Here is a 19,068-nt window from a genome sequence, read left to right on the forward strand (position 1 = left end):
TGGCGGTGGCGGCGGTCGTCCGGGTGGTCCCGGTGGCCGTGGCGGTGCGGCCGGTGCGTTCGGTCGTCCCGGTGGCGCCCCGCGTCGTGGCCGTAAGTCGAAGCGGGCGAAGCGCGCCGAGTACGAAAGCATGCAAGCCCCCGCCATCGGTGGCGTGCGGCTGCCGCGCGGTAACGGCGAGATCATCCGTCTCGCCCGCGGCGCTTCGCTGTCGGACTTCGCGGAGAAGATCGATGCGAACCCGGCCGCCTTGGTGCAAGCCCTGTTCAACCTCGGCGAGATGGTCACCGCGACCCAGTCGGTGAACGACGAGACCCTCGAGCTGCTCGGCAGCGAGATGAACTACGTCGTGCACGTGGTCAGCCCCGAGGACGAGGACCGCGAGCTGCTGGAATCGTTCGACCTGACCTACGGTGAGGACGAGGGCGGCGAGGAAGACCTCGAACAGCGGCCGCCGGTGGTGACCGTCATGGGTCACGTCGACCACGGTAAAACCCGACTGCTCGACACCATCCGTAAGGCCAACGTCCGTGAGGGCGAGGCCGGTGGCATCACCCAGCACATCGGCGCCTACCAGGTGCTCACCCATCTGGGCGACAACGACCGGCTCATCACCTTCATCGACACCCCGGGTCACGAGGCGTTCACCGCCATGCGTGCCCGTGGTGCGAAGGCCACCGATATCGCGATCCTGGTGGTCGCCGCCGACGACGGCGTCATGCCGCAGACGGTGGAGGCCATCAACCACGCGCAGGCGGCCGATGTGCCGATCGTGGTCGCGGTCAACAAGATCGACAAGGAAGGCGCGAACCCGGACAAGATCCGGCAGCAGCTGACCGAATACAACCTGGTTGCCGAGGAATACGGTGGCGACACCATGTTCGTCGACATCTCCGCCAAGCAGGGGACCAATATCGAGCAACTGCTCGAGGCGGTCCTGCTGACCGCGGACGCGGCGCTGGATCTGCGGGCCAACCCGGACATGGACGCACAGGGTGTCGCCATCGAGGCGCACCTCGACCGCGGCCGAGGCCCGGTGGCGACCGTGCTCATCCAGCGCGGCACGCTGCGCGTCGGTGATTCGATCGTGGCGGGCGACGCCTACGGTCGCGTCCGCCGCATGGTCGACGAGCACGGCGACGATGTCGTCGCGGCGCTGCCGTCGCGGCCGGTCCAGGTCATCGGCTTCACGTCGGTGCCGGGCGCCGGTGACAACCTGCTCGTCGTCGACGAGGACCGGATCGCTCGCCAGATCGCCGACCGTCGCAATGCGCGCAAGCGCAACGCACTGGCCGCGCGCAGCCGCAAGCGGATCAGCCTGGAAGATCTGGATGCCGCGCTGAAGGAGACTTCGGAGCTCAACCTGATCCTCAAGGGCGACAACTCCGGTACCGTCGAGGCCCTCGAGGAGGCGCTGCTCGGTATCGAGATCGACGACGAGGTGCGCCTGCGGGTCATCGACCGCGGTGTCGGTGGCGTCACCGAGACCAACGTCAACCTGGCGTCGGCGTCGAACGCGATCATCATCGGGTTCAACGTCCGGGCCGAGGGCAAGGCGACCGAGCTGGCCAACCGCGAAGGTGTGGACATCCGGTACTACTCGGTGATCTACCAGGCCATCGACGAAATCGAGAAGGCCCTCAAGGGCATGCTCAAGCCGATCTACGAAGAGGTCGAGCTGGGCCGGGCGGAGATCCGCGCGATCTTCCGTTCGTCGAAGGTCGGAAATATCGCCGGTTGCATGGTCACCTCGGGTTCGGTCAAGCGCAACGCCAAGGCGCGCCTGCTCCGCGACAACATGGTGGTCGCCGAGACGGTCACGATCTCCACCTTGAAGCGGGAGAAGGACGACGTCACCGAGGTCCGCGAGGGCTTCGAATGCGGTATGACGTTGACCTACAACGACATCAAGGAAGGCGACGTGATCGAGGCCTACGAGCTGCGCGAGAAGCCGCGCGACTGATTTGTTCGTCGGTGGTCCGGTCCGGCCATCAGCGCTGGACCGGACCACCGAGACAATCTTTCGTAGGCGCCGATACAGGAGGCTTGGGTGTACCTGGGTGCACTGGAGTTCGACATCCTGCTCGGAGACGTGCACTCGCTGAAGCAGAAGCGCTCGGTGATCCGGCCCGTGCTGGCCGAATTGCAGCGTTTCGGTGTGAGTGCCGCCGAGGGCGGGGAACAAGACCGCTACCGTCGCTCATTGCTCGGAGTCGCCATGGTCAGTTCCGGTATGGATCACCTGACCGAGGTACTCGACAAATGTGAGCGTCACGTCGCGGCTCGTCCGGAGTTAGAGTTGCTGGCAGTGCGCCGCAGGATCTTCGGACCCGAAGACTGAGTTAGCAAGTGAGGAGGGTTCAGCCATGGTGGATCAAGCCAGGGCACGCCGACTCGCCAAGCGGATTTCCGCGATCGTGGCGACCGCGATCGAATACGAGGTGAAGGATCCGCGTCTGAATTTCGTGACCGTGACCGATGCGAAGGTCACCGGCGATCTGCGCGAGGCGACGGTGTACTACACGGTGATGGGCGAAACCCTCGACGTGGAACCGGATTACGCGGCCGCAGCCGCGGGTCTGGACAAGGCGAAGGGTGTGCTGCGTTCGAAGGTGGGCGCGGGCACCGGCGTGAAATTCACCCCGACGCTGGCGTTCGTGCTGGACAAGGTGCCCGACGCGGCACGGGATATGGAAGAGCTGCTGGCCAGGGCGCGGGCCGCCGATGACGCGGTCGCGAAGGTGGCGGCCACCGCCACCCATGCCGGCGATGCCGACCCGTACAAGGTCGAACGCGAATCCGACGAGTGACGTGCGGTAGACCATGACGACGATGCCCGTCGACCCGGGTAGGGGGGTCGCTGTCGATGCGGTCGATTTCGGACCGGCCCTTGCCGCATTGAACGCGGCGCGTTCGGTCACCATCCTATGTCATGTGCAGCCCGATGCCGACACCATCGGCAGCGGGCTCGCTCTGGCATTGGTGTTGCATCGGCGCGGTGTCCCGGTGTGGGTATCGTTCGCCGAGCCCGCCGAACTGCCCGCGACGATGCGGACCCTGCCCGGCGTGCAGCACCTGGTGCCGCCCGCCGATGTACCCGTCGCGGTGGATCTGCTGGTTTCCGTGGACTGCGGCAGTGCCGGTCGACTGGGTGCGCTCGCCGATCGATTGGCCGGGGCCCGAACGACTTTGGTGTTCGATCATCACCGCTCCAACACCCGGTTCGGGACGATCAATGTGATCGATGCGAGTGCGGAATCGACGACGAGTCTGATCGCGCGGCTGCTCGATTCCTGGCAGGAGCCGATCGATGCCGAAGTGGCACATTGCCTTTACGCCGGATTGGTCACCGATACCGGATCCTTCCGGTGGGTGCGCCCCGGTACCCATCACCTGGCCGAGCGGCTACTGGCCACCGGCATCGACGGTGCCGAAATCACGCGCTCGCTGATGGATACGCATCCGTTCGGCTGGTTGCCGATGCTGTCGCGGGTGCTCGGCTCGGCTCGGTTGGAGCCGCAGGCCGGTGGCGGGACCGGACTGGTGTACGCCATTGTGCGGCGCGAGGATGTCGATGGTGTGCGCTCGGAAGAGGTGGAGAGTGTGGTCGATATCGTCCGTACCACCTCCGAGGCCGGGGTTGCCGCGGTGTTCAAGGAATCGCGCACGATTCCGGATCGGTGGACGGTGTCGCTGCGGTCGCGCGACAGTGCGCCGGGGGCGCAGGATGGTGTCGATGTGGCCACTGTCGCAACGTCTTTGGGCGGCGGGGGCCATCGGTTCGCGGCCGGATACACCACTCATGGCACGTCCGAATCGGTCGTCGCGGCGCTGTTGGCCGAACTCGGGTGAGTTCGGAAGTCAGCGGGGTCGCGTCGAATCCGATCGGCGCGGTGGGGCCGCGACGGATTCTCGGACTCGCCTTGCCGACCTTGGGTGTGCTGGTGGCCGAGCCCATCTATCTGCTCTTCGACCTGGCTGTGGTGGGGCGGCTCGGGGCATTGGCATTGGCCGGGCTTGCGGTCGGCGGATTGATTCTGGCGCAGGTCAGTTCGCAGCTGACGTTCCTGTCGTACGGGACCACGGCGCGGGCGGCGCGGCGGCATGGGGCGGGGGATGAGCGCGGTGCGATCGGGGAAGGGGTGCAGGCGACCTGGGTCGCCGTGATCGTCGGGATCCTGGTTCTTGTCGTGGGGCAGGCGATTGCGATTCCGCTGACGAGTGTGATCGCGGGCGGTGGGGATATCGCGGGGGAGGCGTTGGTCTGGGTGCGGATCGCGTTGTTCGGAGTGCCGCTGATTCTGATCGCGATGGCGGGTAACGGGTGGTTGCGCGGGGTGCAGGAGACGCGCAGGCCACTGCTGTTCGTTGTTGCGGGACTGCTGGTTTCGGGGGTGCTGTGCCCGGCGCTGGTGCACGGGTTGCTGGGTGCGCCGCGGCTGGAGTTGGCGGGTTCGGCGGTCGCGAATGCGGCGGGCCAATCCGTGACGGCCGGGTTGTTCCTGACCGCGCTGGTGCGCGCGCGTGTTCCGCTGGCGCCGCACTGGTCGGTGATGCGGGCACAGCTGGTACTCGGTCGTGATCTGATCGCCCGCAGTCTCGCATTCCAAGCCAGCTTCGTGTCGGCGGCGGCCGTCGCCTCCCGGTTCGGCGCGGCATCGGTGGCCGCCCACCAGCTGGTCCTGCAGCTCTGGAATTTCCTTGCCCTGACCCTGGATTCGCTCGCCATCGCCGCGCAAACCCTGGTCGGTGCGGCACTCGGCGCGGGCGACGCCACCGGAGCGCGCGCTCTGGCGCGCCGCATCACCCGCTGGTCGGGCGGATTCGCGCTGGTCCTTGCGGCGGCCTTCGCGGCAGGCGCGACCGTCATCCCCGGACTTTTCACCGACGACCCAGCCGTCCTCGACCGCACCCACATCGCCTGGTGGTTCTTCGTCGCCATCATCCCGATCGCAGGCATCGTCTTCGCCTTGGACGGCGTCCTGCTCGGCGCGGGCGACGCCGCCTACCTCCGCAACACCACCCTCGGCGCCGCCCTCCTCGGCTTTCTCCCCGCCATCTGGCTCTCCCTCATCTTCAACTGGGGCATAGCGGGCATCTGGACCGGCCTCGTCGCCTTCATGCTCCTACGTCTCGTCGCCGTAGTCTGGCGCGCAGAATCCGGCAGCTGGGCACAAATCGGTGCCGAGGTCCCGCGTGTGAGTGTGTAGGCCGGTGCGCCGCGCACGGGTTCGCATCCCGCGCATGTTTTTGCGGAGTGAACGTGCTCGGCGGCTAGCGGGTTGTCTGTGGTGTCAGCGGATGACCACTCCTGCTCGGCGAACTTGTTTGCGGCGGCAACGGGTCGTCGGTGGTGTCGGCGGGCACTCACCTGGCGGGTGAGTTCGTGTGCGGTGGATGGCGCGTCGTCAGTGGTGTCGGCGGGTGACGACCCCTGCCGGACGAACTTGTTTGCGGCAGGTGGCGGGTTGTCAGTGGTGTCGGCGGACGACCACTCCTGCCGGACGCACCGAGCGGCCGGAGACCGTCAGCCCGGTTCGGACGACCGATTCAACTGTGCGGTCCAATGCGGGATCGTCTGTCTTCGCGACATCCGCCGCTTCCATGGTGAGTGAATCGAAGGCGTCATCGGTGCGCGGGGTGACCAGTGTGCCGCCGCGGCCGACGATGAGGCGTTCGATGCGGCTGGCGACAGCATCGAATGCTGTTCGCTCGCGCGGGGATTCGGCGGTGTGGGCGCAGGCGGTGGTGTCGGTGTGGAGGGCGAAGAGTTCCAGGACGAGCGGGAGGTCGGCGCCTGCGCGGTCGCGCCGGTCGCGGGCTTTGGCCTCGTCGGCCAAGCGTTCGATGGTGATGGCTTGGCGGGCGACTACTCGGGTGAGGTCTTCGATACGTTCCGCCAAGTGGGCGAGCGAGTCGGTGGATTCGAGCCGTGGTGTGTGGGAGTTGACAGGGAGGTCGGTCTGCGGCGTGTTCAGGACCTCGACCTGTGGCGGAAGGGGATCGGCGGTGTGATTGGCCCGTGGTGCGTGGTCGGTGGAAGTCTCGGCCTGCGCTTCGGGTGGGTTGGTGAGGTGACCAGACGGTGGTGTCGCCGGGGTGGTCTCGGCACACGGAGTGCGGGATTTGGCGGGGTGACCAGCCTGCGGTGCGGTCGAGGCGGTGAGGTTTTCGAGCGGTGGCGCGAGAGGACTGTTGGGGTGACCGACCTGTGCTGTGGCCGGGGCCTCTACCTGCGGCGCGGCGGGTGCGGTCGGGTCCTCGGGGTGCGGCGCGGCGGGGTCGGTCACGTTCGCACTTTAACGCGAGTTCGCGGGGGTGCGGCGATTGTTTTGGGCGGCATCGGGATCCACTATCGGGAACTGGGCTGGTGTCGGATGTGGCTGCTACCATCGCGTCTCATGGGGGTCTACGGCATCGACCTTGGTACGACGAATTCGGCGATCGCGCGGATAGACGCCGATGGTCGGCCCGAAGTCATGATCGGTTTGAACGGCGAGGCGACAGTGCCTTCGGTCGTTTTGTTCGCGTCGGCATTCGATCATCTGGTTGGCGAGGGTGCGCGGCGGCAGGCCAGGCTCGATCCGGAGCATGTGTGCGCGCTGGTGAAGCGGCGGATGGGCGATACGGATTGGCGTTTCGCCGCGCACGGGCAAACCTGGTCCGCGCCAGCGGTTTCGGCGCTGATCCTGAAAAGCCTTGCCGCGGATGCCGAGTTCAGCGGTGGCGAACCGGTGCAGCGCGCGGTCATCACCGTGCCCGCCTACTTCGGTGACGAGGAGCGGCGCGCGACCATCCAGGCGGGCACGTATGCGGGCGTCGATGTGGCGGGCGTGCTCTCCGAGCCGATCGCCGCGGCATTGTCCTACGGTTTCGGCAGACTCGACGGCAGCACCGACGTCGGCATGCCGGGCCCGCGCGAGACGGTTCTCGTCTACGACCTCGGCGGCGGCACGTTCGACGCCACGGTCATCGAACTCGCCGACCGCCGCATTTCGGTGCTCGCGGTCGAGGGTGATCACCAACTCGGCGGCGCCGACTGGGATGAGCGCATCGCGCTGTACCTTTCGCAGAAGTTCTGCGAGGCGAATCCGGATGCCGAAGACCCGCTGGACGATTCGGCGGGTTCGCAGATGCTGGTGCTGGCCGCCGAACGCGCCAAGCGCGAGCTGACCGATGCCGAGCGCACCGATGTGGTGATCGCGCACGACGGCGCCCGCGCGGTGGTCCCGCTGACGCGCGCCGAAGTCGACGCGATGACCGCCTCGCTCATGCGCCGCACCATCGACCTGACCCGCGACTGCCTGACGGCGGCGAGCAAGCGCGGCGCCGCATCCGTCGACCGTCTGCTGCTCGTCGGGGGCTCTTCGCGCATGCCGATGGTGGAGCGCGAACTGCGCAAGGAACTCGGCCTCTCCGGTGAACTGCGCGATCCCGACCTCTCGGTGGCGCGCGGCGCGGCACTCTACGGCGAGAAGCTGGAAATGGAACGTCTCGTTCTCGCCGACCTCACCACGCGCGGCCGACTGCGCGACGGCGCGGATATCGAGGACGCCGCACCGGCCGATCTGGACCAATCGATCGCCCGCGTCGCCGCCTCCTTCGGACAACCGGTCGGGCTGGTGCGCCGGATGCTCGAAATCCAGGTCGATACCGTTGTTTCGCGCGGATTCGGTGTGCTCGCGCTCGACTATCAGTACGGGCTGGCGGCGACCTGGTTGGTGCATCGCAATTCGACGCTGCCGGTGAAGGTACGTCGTTCCTTCGGCACCGTGCGGGCCGATCAGGACGAAATCGCGCTGACCATCGTGGAACAGCAGGGCCAGGCGGCATCGGCGCGCCCCGAGGATACGAAGGTGCTGGTGGAGGGCCGCATTCGCGGCATCCCCGCGGGCTATCCCGAGGGCAGCGAGGTACGGGTGACCTTCGAGATGGGCTTCGACGGCGTGCTGCGCGTCACCTGCCATCACGTCGACGCCGACATTCCGTTGGTCCTGACCGCGCAGACCGGTGCGACCCTGTCGCAAGCGGATGTGGCGCGCGAACTCGATCAGGTCCAGCGCACCCGCCGCCGCGACAGCTGAGCCGTGACCATGCAGGCGTTCGATCCGAACGACTACCGCAAGCGGGTGCTCGCCGCAGTCGAGCGCCGCGGCGGGCTCGAGGAGCCGGATCCATTCGAGCTCTACGACATTCCGCTGGACGAGGCGGAGTCGCTGAGCGATGCCGAGATCGCCGCCCGGGTGGCGGAGGTCTGGGGTTTCTGGCAGCGCCAGCGCGACCATCCGAAATACCGGGTGCTGGTGGGGCTGCTGGTCGACGCGCATCCGAAGCTGTCTCGCGTACTGCTGGATTCGGCGGACCGCCGGGCGGAAGCGGCGCGGATCCGGGAGATGCGCGAGCGCCGGGATGCGGACCGCTACGAGATCCTCGACGCGGCGATCTCGCGATTGGTGCAGCGTCACGGCGGGATTCCGGCCGGGAAGGTCCCTGGGCTGGAGGAGATCGGTGCGATGGGTGGGCTCAGTGCCGCCGAGGTCGCGACGCGATTGCGCAGGCATCGCGTTATCGAGGAGGCCCCGGTGCCCGCCGGTGTGCTCACCGATCAACGCAGACAACAGATTCGGCAGTTGCTCAGCGAATGGGAACGGCTCATCGACGGTGAACCGACACCGACGCTGTTCGCGCTGCTCCGGGTGGATCCGGCGAAGGCCGGTCAGACCCAGGAGATTCGACTGCGCGCCGAGGCATTGCGCGCGCGGTCCCGGGAGCTGCCGCCCGGTCGCATCCGAGTTGTGCTGGACGAGTTGCTGATTCACATCCATGATGTGCTCGAATCGGGTGAGGCGGCGCTGCGGGAGTATCTGCGGACGGTGGCCGAGGATGTCGCCGAGGAATTGCGGCCGAAGGTCAGGGCGGCGGTGCTGGTCGAGGACGAACTCGTCGGTGACGACTTCCAGTATCTGCTCGACGAGGCGACGCGGTTGGGTCTCGATCGGGCCGATGCAACCCGCCTGCTCGCCGATATCGCGGCAGAACTCGGTGCGCGAGTAGGGAATTCGCCACCTACCGCGCCGCCGCGACCCATATCGCAGCCGCCTGCGCCCAGACTCTGGGAAGCACCGCTCAAGGCCGCCCGGGCGGCGCTACGCGGGGGTCGCCCGCAGGAAGCCGCGCGGCATGTCGAGGAGGCGCGCCGACTGGTCGGGCCCGACGGGGACGGGCTCACCCCGATCCGTTCGATATCCGATGAGGTCGAACGGGTGCTGAACGAGGCGCAGGCGCACTGGCGTGATGCCACGGTCGCGTGTGCGGCAAAGCGGTATGTCGAGGCGTTGCCGCATCTGGAACATGTGCGCCGCACCGCATCCGATCTGCTGCCGCCGAATCAGGTGCCGAGTATCGACCAGTTACTCGCCGAGGCCCGGGCGGCCATTGCCGAGGCGGACCGGCTCGTCACCGAGGCCCAAGCGCGATCGGCCGATGCCAGGATGCGCGGGCTGCTCGCCGCGGTCGAGGTATGCGCCGATCACGCCGGTGCGGCCGCCGCGCTCGCGGAGTCGCCGATCGAGGCCCCGCAGCGCGTCGAGGCCACCAGATTGACGAATGGGTCGGTGCTCGTGGTGTGGTCGCCGACCTCGACGGATAGTGTCGCCTACCGGGTGACCAGGTTGCAGCCGGACGGATCGTGGCGCGTGGTCGGCCGCACACAGGCGACCGAACTCGAGGACGGTGGCGCACCCGCCGTCGGGCAGCCGGTGTACGCGGTGGCCGCCGCTGTCGCGGGCAGATACTCCGAGACCACCCGATCCGATACCGGCCAGGTCGCGAAACCGCAAGACAGACAGGAACAACCGCGGGACGATCCGTCGCCGAGTGGTATTCCGACCGTGACCGGACTGGCCGAACAGGCGGGGCTACTGGTCTTCACCTGGCCCATCGGCGTCACCGAAGTCATGGCCGTTGTGCGACCCGACCAACCGCCGAGCGCCCCGGACGACCCCGAGGCCCGCTCCTGGAAGGTCACCAATATGCGCTACGAAATCGACGGTGGTGTCCGGATCCCGCCCGATATCCCGCGACCATGTCACATCGCTATCGCATCCTGCCGCCGCGAACTGAATGGAAAGCTCACTGTCGCTGCGGGTTTCGCACCTACGGCGCGGATCCGCTGGCTCGGATAGCCCAGATCGGTCCGCGTGCCGTCGATCGCGAGATGCGGACTATCTGCGCCGTCGGCACCTCGATAATGCTGCGGCGCCCGCGCCGTCCATTGGTGTGTGGATTCCCGATTCGCATCCGGACACTGCGCGGGATTGTGAGCGGACGTGCGAGGCTGCGCGCCAACCGGGCCGCCGCGAAGATGGGCGGCGCAATGCGGGGTGATCGCCCGCAAGCGGGATTTGGCGGCAGCACAGGGCAGGATGGGGACGTGCTCGCACAGAACGCTGTGAATTCGGTACGGACGCGGGTGTCCTCGCCATATGTGCTCGCCGCGCTGATCGCCCTCGGCCTGGTTCTGCGGGCGCCGCTGGTGCGTGTGGTGGGTGCGTCCGCGCGATTGCAGACCGCGGTGACGATCTTCGCGGGTGTCTTCGTGCAGGCGGTGCCGTTTCTGGCGCTCGGGGTGTTGGTGAGCGGTGGTATCGCGGCCTTCGTTTCGCCCGCAGTGCTGCGAAAGGTATTGCCGCGCAACGAACCTGCCGCGATCGGCGTCGCCGGGTTGGCCGGGATGGCGCTGCCCGGCTGTGAATGCGGTGTCGTGCCGGTGGCGCGACGACTGACCGATCAGGGTGCGCCCGGATCAGTGGCCTTGGCCTTCATGCTGTCGGCCCCCGCGATCAACCCGGTGGTGTTGATCGCCACGGCGGTGGCGTTTCCCGGCGAGCCGGGAATGGTGGCGGCGCGGTTCACCGGCTCACTGGCCACCGCGGTGGTGATGGGGCTGATCTGGTCGAGAATCGGACGCCCGGCCTGGCTGCTGCCGCGTGGCACCGGACGTGACCACTGTGTGACGGGGCGAACCCGGTGGGAGGTCTTCACCGAGGCCGCACGCCACGATCTCTTGCAGGCCAGCGCATTTCTGGTACTCGGCGCCGCGGCCGCCGCCGCGTTGCATGTACTGGTTCCGCCCACCTGGTACGAGCGGTTGGCCGGGCAAATGGTGGTCGCGATCCTGATCATGGCGGTGCTGGCGATCGTGCTCGCGCTGTGTTCGGAGGCCGATGCATTCGTCGCGGCGAGCATGTCGACGCTGCCCCTGCTGCCGCGGCTGGTATTCCTGGTCGTCGGCCCCGCCGTCGACGTGAAGCTCTTCGCCATGCAGGCAGGCAGTTTCGGCCGCCGCTTCGCAATGCGCTTCGCCCCCATGACCTTCGCCGTAGCCGTGGCCTGCGGCACGATCGCCGGATACATCTTTCTGGGAGGTGCCCGATGAAACGAGAAACACAAAACCTCCTGTTGCTACTCATAGGCAGCGCAGTGCTCTGGACAACCCTCGACGGCACCTACCTACGCTATGTAAAACCGAGCCTGTACCCCTTCCTACTGATCAGCAGCATCGGCTTCATCCTGCTCGCCCTGGTAGCAATCTTCCGAGATATTCGCCGCAGCACCGCATCCGACGAACACGCCAACGTGCACGGCCACATGAACACGAGCAGCCCCAGCGACAGGCACGGCGGCGACGATGTGCCGGGCCATGCCAGCGTGCACGGCCGCAGCGACCTGCACGGCCACATGAACACGAGCAGCCCCAGCGACAAGCACGGCGGCGACGATGTGCTGGGCCATGCCAGCGTGCACGGCCGCAGCGACCTACTCGGCCAGGCGAATTCGCACGGCGACGGTGACATGCTCGAGGGAGCATTCGGCGGCCAGGATGCACTGAGCAACGCCAACGCACGGAGCCACGACGATGCATTCGGGCACGGCCCTGCGCAGGGCGACCACGAGCACGGTTCGGGCCGCGCGCAATGGTTATTGCTCGCCCCCGTCGCTGCCCTCCTGCTCATCGCTCCTCCCGCACTGGGCGCGGGCGCGGCGGTAACCAGTTCGCCTGTCCAGGTCGTTCCACGCGACATCGCCGCGGAGCAGCCGAAGCTCTGGGCCTTTCCGCTGTTGCCTGCCGAGCAGGCGCCGCGGTTGCCGATTGTGGATCTGGTGGATCGGGCGCTTCAGGACTCCAGTCACTCGCTGGACGGTCGTCAGGTCACGATCAGTGGGTTCATTATTCGGCCCAAGGATCTCGAGCAGCAGCATCCGGATACGCCCGATGCGGATCTCGCGCGAGTGGTCATCACCTGCTGTGTCGCTGATGCCCGGTATGTACTCGTGCACCTGTCGGGGATGCCGGAGGTGATCGAGGACGACGCCTGGCTCGAGGTCAGGGGTGTCGTCGAAACCGGTAGTGCTCAGCGGGATCCGGATCACACGCCCACCCTCGTCGTCACCGACTACCAGCGGATCGAGGCTCCGGACCGGCCGTACGAACGCGGCCGTTAGCGGGCGGACTCGCACCGGTATCGCCCATGATCATCGAGCCGAACGGCGGTAACTCCCGCGGATATGCCAATGTAGGTGTGGTGATACCCAAGTTGATGGCGGTGAGCGACATTCACGTCGGGCACCAGGGGAATCGTCCGGTCGTCGAGCAGATTCGGGCGGATTCGCCCGAGGACTGGCTCATCCTGGCCGGGGACGTCGGGGAGAAGTCCGACGATATTCGCTGGGCGCTGGAGCTACTGCGCGGCCGGTTCGCCAAGGTGATCTGGGTGCCGGGCAACCACGAATTGTGGACCACGGCGAAGGATCCGGTGCAGATGCACGGTGTCGCCCGCTACGACTACCTGGTATCGATCTGCCGGGACCTCGATGTCATCACACCGGAGGACCCGTTCCCGGTCTGGACCGGCGCGGGGTCCGAACAGTACGGCGGTCAGGTGACGCTGGTTCCGATGTTCGTGCTGTACGACTACTCGTTCCTGCCGAAGGGCACGAAGACGAAGGCAGAGGGCCTCGCCCTGGCCCGGGAACGCAATGTGGTGGCCACCGACGAATTCCTGTTGTCGCCGGATCCGTATCTGACCCGTGATGCCTGGTGTCACGCCCGAGTGCAGGTCACCAAGCGGAAGCTGGACGCGCTGCCACCCGAGACGCCGATCGTGATGATCAATCACTTCCCGCTGGTCCGCCAGCCCACCGAGGTACTGTGGTACCCGGAATTCGCGCTCTGGTGCGGCACCGATCTGACCGCCGACTGGCACACCAGCTACAACGTGGTCTGCTCGGTCTACGGCCACCTGCACATCCCGCGCACCTCCTACTACGACGGCGTGCGCTTCGAAGAGGTGTCGCTCGGCTACCCGCGCGAATGGCAGCGTCGCGGACTGCCCGACCAGTTGCTGCGCCAAATCCTCCCCACCCCGGATTACCCGCCGGGTTCGCTGAACAAATGGGGCGGCCACTTCAAGGTCACCCCCGAGATGGAGGCCGCAGCAGCCGAGATGCGCGCAAAAGCCGAGCGTCGCCGCGGCGTTTGACCTCTGTCCGGCATCGCGGCGGCAAATTTGATTCGCAGCGCAACTACTGATTTGGTGTGTACATGGGTAACTCGTCGGGTACGGGCAAACTTGCCTGCCCCCTGACCGCTGGACGCCGATGCTGCTTGCGTGGCAGACGAGTCTGGCCTGAAGGTTCGGGGAGGCGGGGGAGCTGATCGAGAAAATTCTTCCCGCTGGCGTGGCTTCGGCAGAGCTCCTGGAGTATCCCGAGGATCTGCAGCCGCATCCGGCCGAGGCGCACCTCATCGAGAAGTCGGTGGAGAAGCGTCGCCGGGACTTCATCGGTGCTCGGCACTGTGCCCGGCTGGCGCTGGTGGAACTGGGTGAGACTCCGGTCGCGATCGGTAAGGGCGAGCGGGGTGCGCCGGTGTGGCCGCGCGGCATCGTCGGCAGCCTGACGCACTGTGACGGCTACCGGGCGGCGGCCTTGGGGCACAAACTGCGGTTCCGCTCGATCGGCATCGACGCCGAACCACACGGCACACTCCCCGAGGGCGTGCTGGATTCGGTGAGCCTGCCCCCCGAGCGGGACTGGTTGGCGCGGGTCGACGGTTCCGGTCTGCACCTGGACCGCTTGCTTTTCTGTGCGAAGGAAGCCACCTACAAGGCATGGTGGCCATTGACCGCGCGCTGGCTCGGCTTCGAGGACGCCCACATCACCTTCACCATCGATGAGAGCTCCGACGGCGCGGGTTCGGGTACCTTCCACAGCCAGATCCTGGTGCCGGGACAGGTCACCGACGGTGGCGCGCCGTTGATTTCCTTCGACGGCCGCTGGATGATCGGCGACGGACTCATCCTGACCGCGATCGTGCACGACTGATGGCCGACGCCCGGATCGACGCACTCGGCGGTCTGCTGATCGTCGACAAGGACGGCGGCTGGACCAGCCACGACGTCGTCGCGAAATGTCGAAAACTATTGCGCACCAAGAAGATCGGCCATGCCGGGACGCTCGATCCGATGGCCACCGGCGTGCTGGTGCTCGGCGTCGAACGCGCCACCAAACTGCTCGGCCTGCTCACCCTGACCACCAAGGCCTACACCGCGACCATTCGTCTCGGCCAGGCCACCACCACCGACGATGCCGAGGGTGAAGTGCTCTCGACCGCGTCGGCGACCCATCTCGCCGATGCTGAAATCGCCACGCACACTGCGAAACTGACCGGCGATATCGAGCAGGTGCCTGCCACGGTCAGCGCCATCAAGGTGAACGGCGAACGCGCCTATGCCCGGCACCGGGCCGGTGAAGACGTGCAGCTCGCCGCTCGTCCGGTCACCGTCTCGCGCTTCGATATCCTTGCCCGCCGGGATATTTCGGAATTCGTCGATCTGGATGTGGTCGTCGAATGTTCGTCCGGCACCTACATTCGCGCCCTGGCGCGCGATCTGGGCGCCGCACTCGGCGTCGGCGGCCATCTGACCGCCTTGCGCCGCACCAGGGTCGGCCCGTTCACCCTCGAACACGCCAGAACCCTCGATGAATTGGCCGAATGCGAGGACGCGCCGTTGAGTCTGGATATCGACGACGCCATCCGAACCGCGTTCCCGCACCGCGATATCGATGACAAGCAGGCCGACGATCTGCGCAACGGCCGTTGGCTCGAGCCGGTCGGCATATCCGGTGTCTACGCCGCCATCGACCCGTCCGGCCGTGCGATCGCGCTATTGCAGGAGAGCGGTAAGCGCGCGGCTTCGGTCATGGTCGTGCGTCCGTCGAATCTTTGACCGCGCCGAGCGGTTCCAGCGCGCCGAGCAGCGCGCCGACGCAGATATCGCGGAGTTCGCCGCGGGTGCAGGTGCGGTTTTCCAGCCAGTCGACCGATAGCACCCGGACGAAGGTCAGCCAGCCCATCAGCACCGATGAGGTGAGCTCGCGGATTTGGCCTTCGAGGCCCATGACGTCGAGCAGACGCACCCGGAGTTCGCCGAGTTCGCCCGAGATGATCGCCTGGATGGTCGGATCACCCGAGAGCAGGCGGTTGGCGGCCACCACCGTATTGGCATTGGCCTCGAAATAGTCGAAGTGTTCGTCGAGTCCGGCCGCGAGCTGTTCGGGCAGCGGGGTTTCGGTATCGAGTTTCGTGGCGACCAGCAGGCGATCGGCGGCCAGCTGATAGACGCCCGCGAAGAGGTCGCGTTTGGTCGGGAAGTGGCGGTAGAGCAGGGCGCGCGAAACATCGGCCGCCGCGGCGACGTCCTCCATCAGCACCGCATCGTAGGCGCGCTCGGCGAACAGTTTCGCGCCCGCGTCCAGCAGCAGGCGGCGGCGTTCATCGGGGGCGAGGCGGCGGCGGGTCACCCTGCAAGCTTAGTTGACGTATGTCTACTAAGCGTCGTAGGGTCGAGCTTAGTAGACATACGTCTACTAGTGAAAGGAGGAATTCATGACCTCGGCACTCAAATGGCTGTCGATGGCGATGGGCGTTGTCATCGTTGGGATCGGCATATTCCACATGGCCGCCGGAATCGACGGCATCCCCGATATGGGCTCCTCCGGCGTCACCGCCGACAGTCAGACTCGCTTCTTCGGTGGCATCTTCCTCGGCTACGGCCTCGCCTGGATCTGGGCAGCCCGCCAAAATCCGATCTCCGCACCCGCGGTGCGCTGGCTCGCCGGAATCTTCCTACTGAGCGGCGTCGCCCGCTTGATCTCGGTCGCCGTCTACGGCTGGCCGCATTGGTTCCAAATCGTCCTCACCGCAATAGAATTCGCCCTTCCCCCGATCTTCTTCCGGCTAGCCGCCACCCACGAAAAGCGCACCGTCCTCGCCGCCGCCCGCGTGCCCGCCGCTGGCTGACTGCCGAATTCGATGCCGCACTGGTCGGCGGCCGTATCGAGGTCACCGATGCCGATGCGGCCTGCACGGTCTTCGATATCAATGGCGACGGCAAGATCTCGGTCGAAGAACTCGAATCCCTGATCCGTCACGTCGGTGCCGGGCTGATCGACGAGCCCGCCGAATCACTGCTTGCGGCGGCGGATACCGACGGGGACGGCTACCTGTCGCCGTCGGAATTCCGTGCGCTGCTGAATTTCCTGTCGCGCTGACGGATTCGGCGCGGCGAACTTTCTATGGGGCTTGACCTGTGGTAACTCCGGGGCCCGACGATGCGATAGGTGGGTATCGGAGTTTGTTCTTGCCGCGGACGCGGTGGCCGCGGCGGCGTGCGGTGGTGACAACGAATCGTCACCACTGGCACGCGATCGTCAGTCGCTGAGCCAGATGGCTTCGGCCGCAGGGCGGCCGAGATCGATGGTGCGGTCCCCGATGCGAATCGCGATGGTGCCCGCGAAGTCTCGGCGTTCCACCACGACGATCGGCGTATCGAGCGCGATGCCGACCGAATCGAAGTAGCGCAGCATATCCGGATCGGCATCGGAAATCCGTGCGACATGGCCGGATTCGTCCGCGCGGAAGTCGCTGAGCTGGCGAGCGGGCGGCGTCGGCACCGCACCGTCCACCGAGGGAATGGGATCGCCGTGCGGATCCCGGTCCGGATAGCCGAGTTTCGCGTCGATGCGGGCCATCAGCAGCTCCGAGACCGCGTGCTCGAGCACCTCGGCCTCGTCGTGCACCTCATCCCAGCCGTAGCCGAGTTCGTTGACCAGGAATGTCTCGATCAGCCGATGTCGGCGCACCATGGCGACCGCCGCGCGACGCCCGTGGTCGGTGAGGGTGATGGATCCGTACCGGGCGTGTTCGACAAGGCCCTGATCGGCGAGCTTGCGTACCGCCTCGGAGACGGTGGAGGCCGAGACGCCGATCCGTTCGGCGAGCAGTTTCGTCGATACCTTTTCCTGCGACCACTCCTGCGCGGTCCAGATTACTTTCAAATAGTCCTGTGCGACCGAGGTGAGCTCCGGCGCAATCGTCGCGGTGCTGCCGTGTGGGCCTGTGGTCTCGGTCGGCTGCGCTGCGGTGTCGGCCAGCTCGCGTCGGGTTGCGATGTCTCGTTTACCGGGCACATCTTCGAGCTTATGCACTGGGCTCCCGATTCACACATTCAGACACTTGAACATTGCTCACCCGGCTGAACCCGCAATTCACCCCAAGTACACACGGGACTCGGGCCGGGGTGCGGATCGACACCTCCGAATACTGTTCGCCCCCCGTTTTGCGTAGGCTGCGGATTGTGCAGAGATGGCGGAGCCTCGATGACGTACCCGCGGACTGGGGGCGGTGCGTGCTCACGATCGGCGTATTCGACGGTGTGCATCGCGGCCACGCGCAGCTGATCAGCAGGGCCGTGAAGTCCGCTGCCGCGCGGGGTGTTCCGGCGGTGTTGATGACCTTCGACCCGCACCCGATGGAAGTGGTGCGCCCCGGCTCGCATCCGGCGCAGTTGACCACGCTGACCCGGCGCGCGGAATTGGCCGAGGAACTCGGCGTCGACGTGTTCTGCGTCATGCCCTTCACCCAAGAATTCATGAAGCTGACGCCGGGGCGCTACGTACACGATCTGCTGGTCGAGCGGCTACATGTGACCGAGGTCGTGGTCGGTGACAACTTCACCTTCGGCAAGAAGGCCGCGGGCACCATCGAGACCATGCGTGAGCTGGGTGAGCGCTTCGGCTTCGAGGTCGACGGCGTGAAACTGCTCGGCGAGCACGCGGTCACCTTCTCCTCCACCTACATCCGCGCCTGCGTCGACGCGGGAGATATGGCCGCGGCCGCCGAGGCCCTCGGCCGTCCGCATCGGGTCGAGGGCGTGGTCGTGCACGGCGACGGCCGCGGCCGTGAGCTCGGCTTCCCGACCGCGAATATCGCACCGCCCATGTACGCCGCGATTCCGGCCGACGGCGTCTACGCGGGCTGGTTCACCGTGCTCGGGCCCGGCCCGACCATCGGCACCGTGACGCCGGGGCAGCGCGCGATGGCCGCGATTTCGATCGGCACCAACCCCACCTTCTCCGGGCGCGCCCGCACCGTCGAGGCCTATGTGCTCGACAGTGAGGCCGACCTGTACGGCCAGCACGTCGCGGTGGATTTCGTCGAGCATCTGCGCGGTATGCGCAAATTCGATTCCATCGACGAACTCCTCGAGGCCATGGCACGCGACGTCGAGAACTCCCGCAAGGTCCTCACCGCCGCCGACTCCTGACCGGATTCGGTTCGGCGCGGGGGTGTCGGGTAAGGTGGCTCCTCGGGTTTGCTGCGGTCCGCGGTGGCGCCCGGCCGGGTAACCGGAATCCTCGAGCGCGGAACTGAGAAATAGGAGTGGATGCCCCATGGCGCTGACCACCGAGCAGAAGTCGGCCATTCTCGCCGAGTACGGCGTGCACGAGAAGGACACCGGTTCCCCGGAGGCGCAGATCGCGCTGCTGTCCAAGCGGATCGCCGACATCACCGAGCACCTGAAGAAGCACAAGCACGACCACCACACCCGCCACGGCCTGATGGCGCTGATCGGTCGTCGCAAGCGCCTGTCGAAGTACCTCGCCGACAAGGACATCCAGCGCTACCGTTCGCTGATCGAGCGCCTGGGTCTGCGTCGGTAACTG

Annotated in this window: 19 protein-coding genes; 16 read left to right on the forward strand and 3 right to left on the reverse strand. The window is 66.7% G+C overall.

The annotated features are described in order from the left end of the window. From infB to NP3_RS27515, 5 genes are all read left to right on the forward strand, one after another. Positions 1-1,963 (forward strand): translation initiation factor IF-2 (gene infB, locus NP3_RS27495; protein ID WP_084509055.1); only part of this gene is annotated, 1,963 nt, incomplete at its 5' end. Between the two features lie 87 nt (positions 1,964-2,050). Continuing rightward, entirely contained in the window at positions 2,051-2,341 is a 291-nt protein-coding gene (locus NP3_RS27500; protein WP_063044509.1) for a DUF503 domain-containing protein, read from the forward strand. A 25-nt stretch (positions 2,342-2,366) separates the two neighbouring features. Continuing rightward, the gene (rbfA, locus tag NP3_RS27505; RefSeq protein WP_063044510.1) at positions 2,367-2,810 is read left to right on the forward strand and encodes a 30S ribosome-binding factor RbfA; all 444 of its coding nucleotides are present in this window, start codon (positions 2,367-2,369) and stop codon (positions 2,808-2,810) included. Between the two features lie 22 nt (positions 2,811-2,832). Continuing rightward, positions 2,833-3,852: a DHH family phosphoesterase gene (locus tag NP3_RS27510; RefSeq protein WP_245721131.1), complete on the forward strand. Its 1,020-nt coding sequence runs from the start codon at positions 2,833-2,835 to the stop codon at positions 3,850-3,852. Continuing rightward, positions 3,849-5,210, forward strand: a complete 1,362-nt coding sequence (locus NP3_RS27515; RefSeq protein WP_174566268.1) for an MATE family efflux transporter — start codon at positions 3,849-3,851, stop codon at positions 5,208-5,210. The genes NP3_RS27510 and NP3_RS27515 overlap by 4 nt, the downstream gene beginning before the upstream one ends. A 261-nt stretch (positions 5,211-5,471) precedes the next feature. Here NP3_RS27515 and NP3_RS50680 read toward each other — a convergent pair whose 3' ends face one another. After that, positions 5,472-6,290, reverse strand: coding sequence for a hypothetical protein (locus NP3_RS50680; RefSeq protein ID WP_245721132.1), 819 nt, complete (start codon positions 6,288-6,290; stop codon positions 5,472-5,474). Between the two features lie 111 nt (positions 6,291-6,401). Between NP3_RS50680 and NP3_RS27525 the strand changes: the two genes are divergently transcribed. The 7 genes from NP3_RS27525 to truB all read left to right on the forward strand — a co-directional run bounded on the left by NP3_RS27525 (position 6,402) and on the right by truB (position 15,290). Beyond that, positions 6,402-8,084, forward strand: a complete 1,683-nt coding sequence (locus tag NP3_RS27525; RefSeq protein ID WP_063044522.1) for an Hsp70 family protein — start codon at positions 6,402-6,404, stop codon at positions 8,082-8,084. Positions 8,085-8,093: 9 nt separating this feature from the next. Further along, a complete protein-coding gene (locus NP3_RS27530) occupies positions 8,094-10,184 on the forward strand; it encodes a SaeA-related protein (RefSeq protein ID WP_063824929.1) in 2,091 nt (696 codons plus the stop codon). 248 nt (positions 10,185-10,432) lie between these two features. Further along, on the forward strand, positions 10,433-11,437 hold the full coding sequence (locus tag NP3_RS27535) for a permease (RefSeq protein WP_063044523.1): 1,005 nt from the start codon (positions 10,433-10,435) through the stop codon (positions 11,435-11,437). Then, positions 11,434-12,504, forward strand: coding sequence for a TIGR03943 family putative permease subunit (locus NP3_RS27540; RefSeq protein ID WP_063044513.1), 1,071 nt, complete (start codon positions 11,434-11,436; stop codon positions 12,502-12,504). The genes NP3_RS27535 and NP3_RS27540 overlap by 4 nt, the downstream gene beginning before the upstream one ends. Positions 12,505-12,584: 80 nt before the next feature. Beyond that, entirely contained in the window at positions 12,585-13,541 is a 957-nt protein-coding gene (locus NP3_RS27545; RefSeq protein WP_157124575.1) for a metallophosphoesterase family protein, read from the forward strand. A 172-nt stretch (positions 13,542-13,713) separates the two neighbouring features. Next, a complete protein-coding gene (npt, locus tag NP3_RS27550) occupies positions 13,714-14,385 on the forward strand; it encodes a 4'-phosphopantetheinyl transferase Npt (RefSeq protein WP_063044514.1) in 672 nt (223 codons plus the stop codon). Then, on the forward strand, positions 14,385-15,290 hold the full coding sequence (gene truB, locus NP3_RS27555) for a tRNA pseudouridine(55) synthase TruB (RefSeq protein ID WP_063044515.1): 906 nt from the start codon (positions 14,385-14,387) through the stop codon (positions 15,288-15,290). The genes npt and truB overlap by 1 nt, the downstream gene beginning before the upstream one ends. Here truB and NP3_RS27560 read toward each other — a convergent pair. Next, positions 15,262-15,864 (reverse strand): TetR/AcrR family transcriptional regulator, encoded by a 603-nt coding sequence (locus NP3_RS27560; protein WP_063044516.1) that lies wholly within the window; start codon positions 15,862-15,864, stop codon positions 15,262-15,264. The two genes, truB and NP3_RS27560, sit on opposite strands and share 29 nt — an antisense overlap. 85 nt (positions 15,865-15,949) lie before the next feature. Here NP3_RS27560 and NP3_RS27565 point away from each other — a divergent pair, with 85 nt between their 5' ends. Next, complete coding sequence (locus NP3_RS27565) at positions 15,950-16,363, forward strand: DUF4345 domain-containing protein (RefSeq protein WP_063044517.1); 414 nt, start codon at positions 15,950-15,952, stop codon at positions 16,361-16,363. 35 nt (positions 16,364-16,398) lie between these two features. After that, entirely contained in the window at positions 16,399-16,614 is a 216-nt protein-coding gene (locus NP3_RS50685; protein WP_281197560.1) for an EF-hand domain-containing protein, read from the forward strand. Between the two features lie 159 nt (positions 16,615-16,773). On the opposite strand, the gene NP3_RS27570 is transcribed toward NP3_RS50685, so the two are convergent. Then, positions 16,774-17,436 carry a metal-dependent transcriptional regulator gene (locus NP3_RS27570; RefSeq protein WP_157124577.1) on the reverse strand — a complete coding sequence of 221 codons (663 nt, stop codon included), beginning with the start codon at positions 17,434-17,436 and terminating at the stop codon, positions 16,774-16,776. A 263-nt stretch (positions 17,437-17,699) separates the two neighbouring features. Here NP3_RS27570 and NP3_RS27575 point away from each other — a divergent pair, with 263 nt between their 5' ends. Together NP3_RS27575 and rpsO are read left to right on the forward strand one after the other, a co-directional pair. After that, the gene (locus NP3_RS27575; RefSeq protein ID WP_084509053.1) at positions 17,700-18,668 is read left to right on the forward strand and encodes a bifunctional riboflavin kinase/FAD synthetase; all 969 of its coding nucleotides are present in this window, start codon (positions 17,700-17,702) and stop codon (positions 18,666-18,668) included. 127 nt (positions 18,669-18,795) lie between these two features. Continuing rightward, positions 18,796-19,065, forward strand: coding sequence for a 30S ribosomal protein S15 (rpsO, locus tag NP3_RS27580; protein WP_063044519.1), 270 nt, complete (start codon positions 18,796-18,798; stop codon positions 19,063-19,065). The last annotated feature ends 3 nt before the right edge of the window (positions 19,066-19,068 follow it).

Source organism: Nocardia pseudovaccinii NBRC 100343, assembly GCF_001613225.1.
Lineage (GTDB): Bacteria > Actinomycetota > Actinomycetes > Mycobacteriales > Mycobacteriaceae > Nocardia > Nocardia pseudovaccinii.

Excerpts from the sequence above, each read along its gene's own strand:
- rbfA (WP_063044510.1), top strand. The coding sequence starts at position 2,367 with ATGGTGGATCAAGCCAGGGCACGCCGACTCGCCAAGCGGATTTCCGCG.
- NP3_RS27510 (WP_245721131.1), top strand. The coding sequence starts at position 2,833 with ATGCCCGTCGACCCGGGTAGGGGGGTCGCTGTCGATGCGGTCGATTTC.
- NP3_RS27525 (WP_063044522.1), top strand. The coding sequence starts at position 6,402 with ATGGGGGTCTACGGCATCGACCTTGGTACGACGAATTCGGCGATCGCG.
- NP3_RS27530 (WP_063824929.1), top strand. The coding sequence starts at position 8,094 with ATGCAGGCGTTCGATCCGAACGACTACCGCAAGCGGGTGCTCGCCGCA.
- NP3_RS27540 (WP_063044513.1), top strand. The coding sequence starts at position 11,434 with ATGAAACGAGAAACACAAAACCTCCTGTTGCTACTCATAGGCAGCGCA.
- truB (WP_063044515.1), top strand. The coding sequence starts at position 14,385 with ATGGCCGACGCCCGGATCGACGCACTCGGCGGTCTGCTGATCGTCGAC.
- NP3_RS27565 (WP_063044517.1), top strand. The coding sequence starts at position 15,950 with ATGACCTCGGCACTCAAATGGCTGTCGATGGCGATGGGCGTTGTCATC.
- rpsO (WP_063044519.1), top strand. The coding sequence starts at position 18,796 with ATGGCGCTGACCACCGAGCAGAAGTCGGCCATTCTCGCCGAGTACGGC.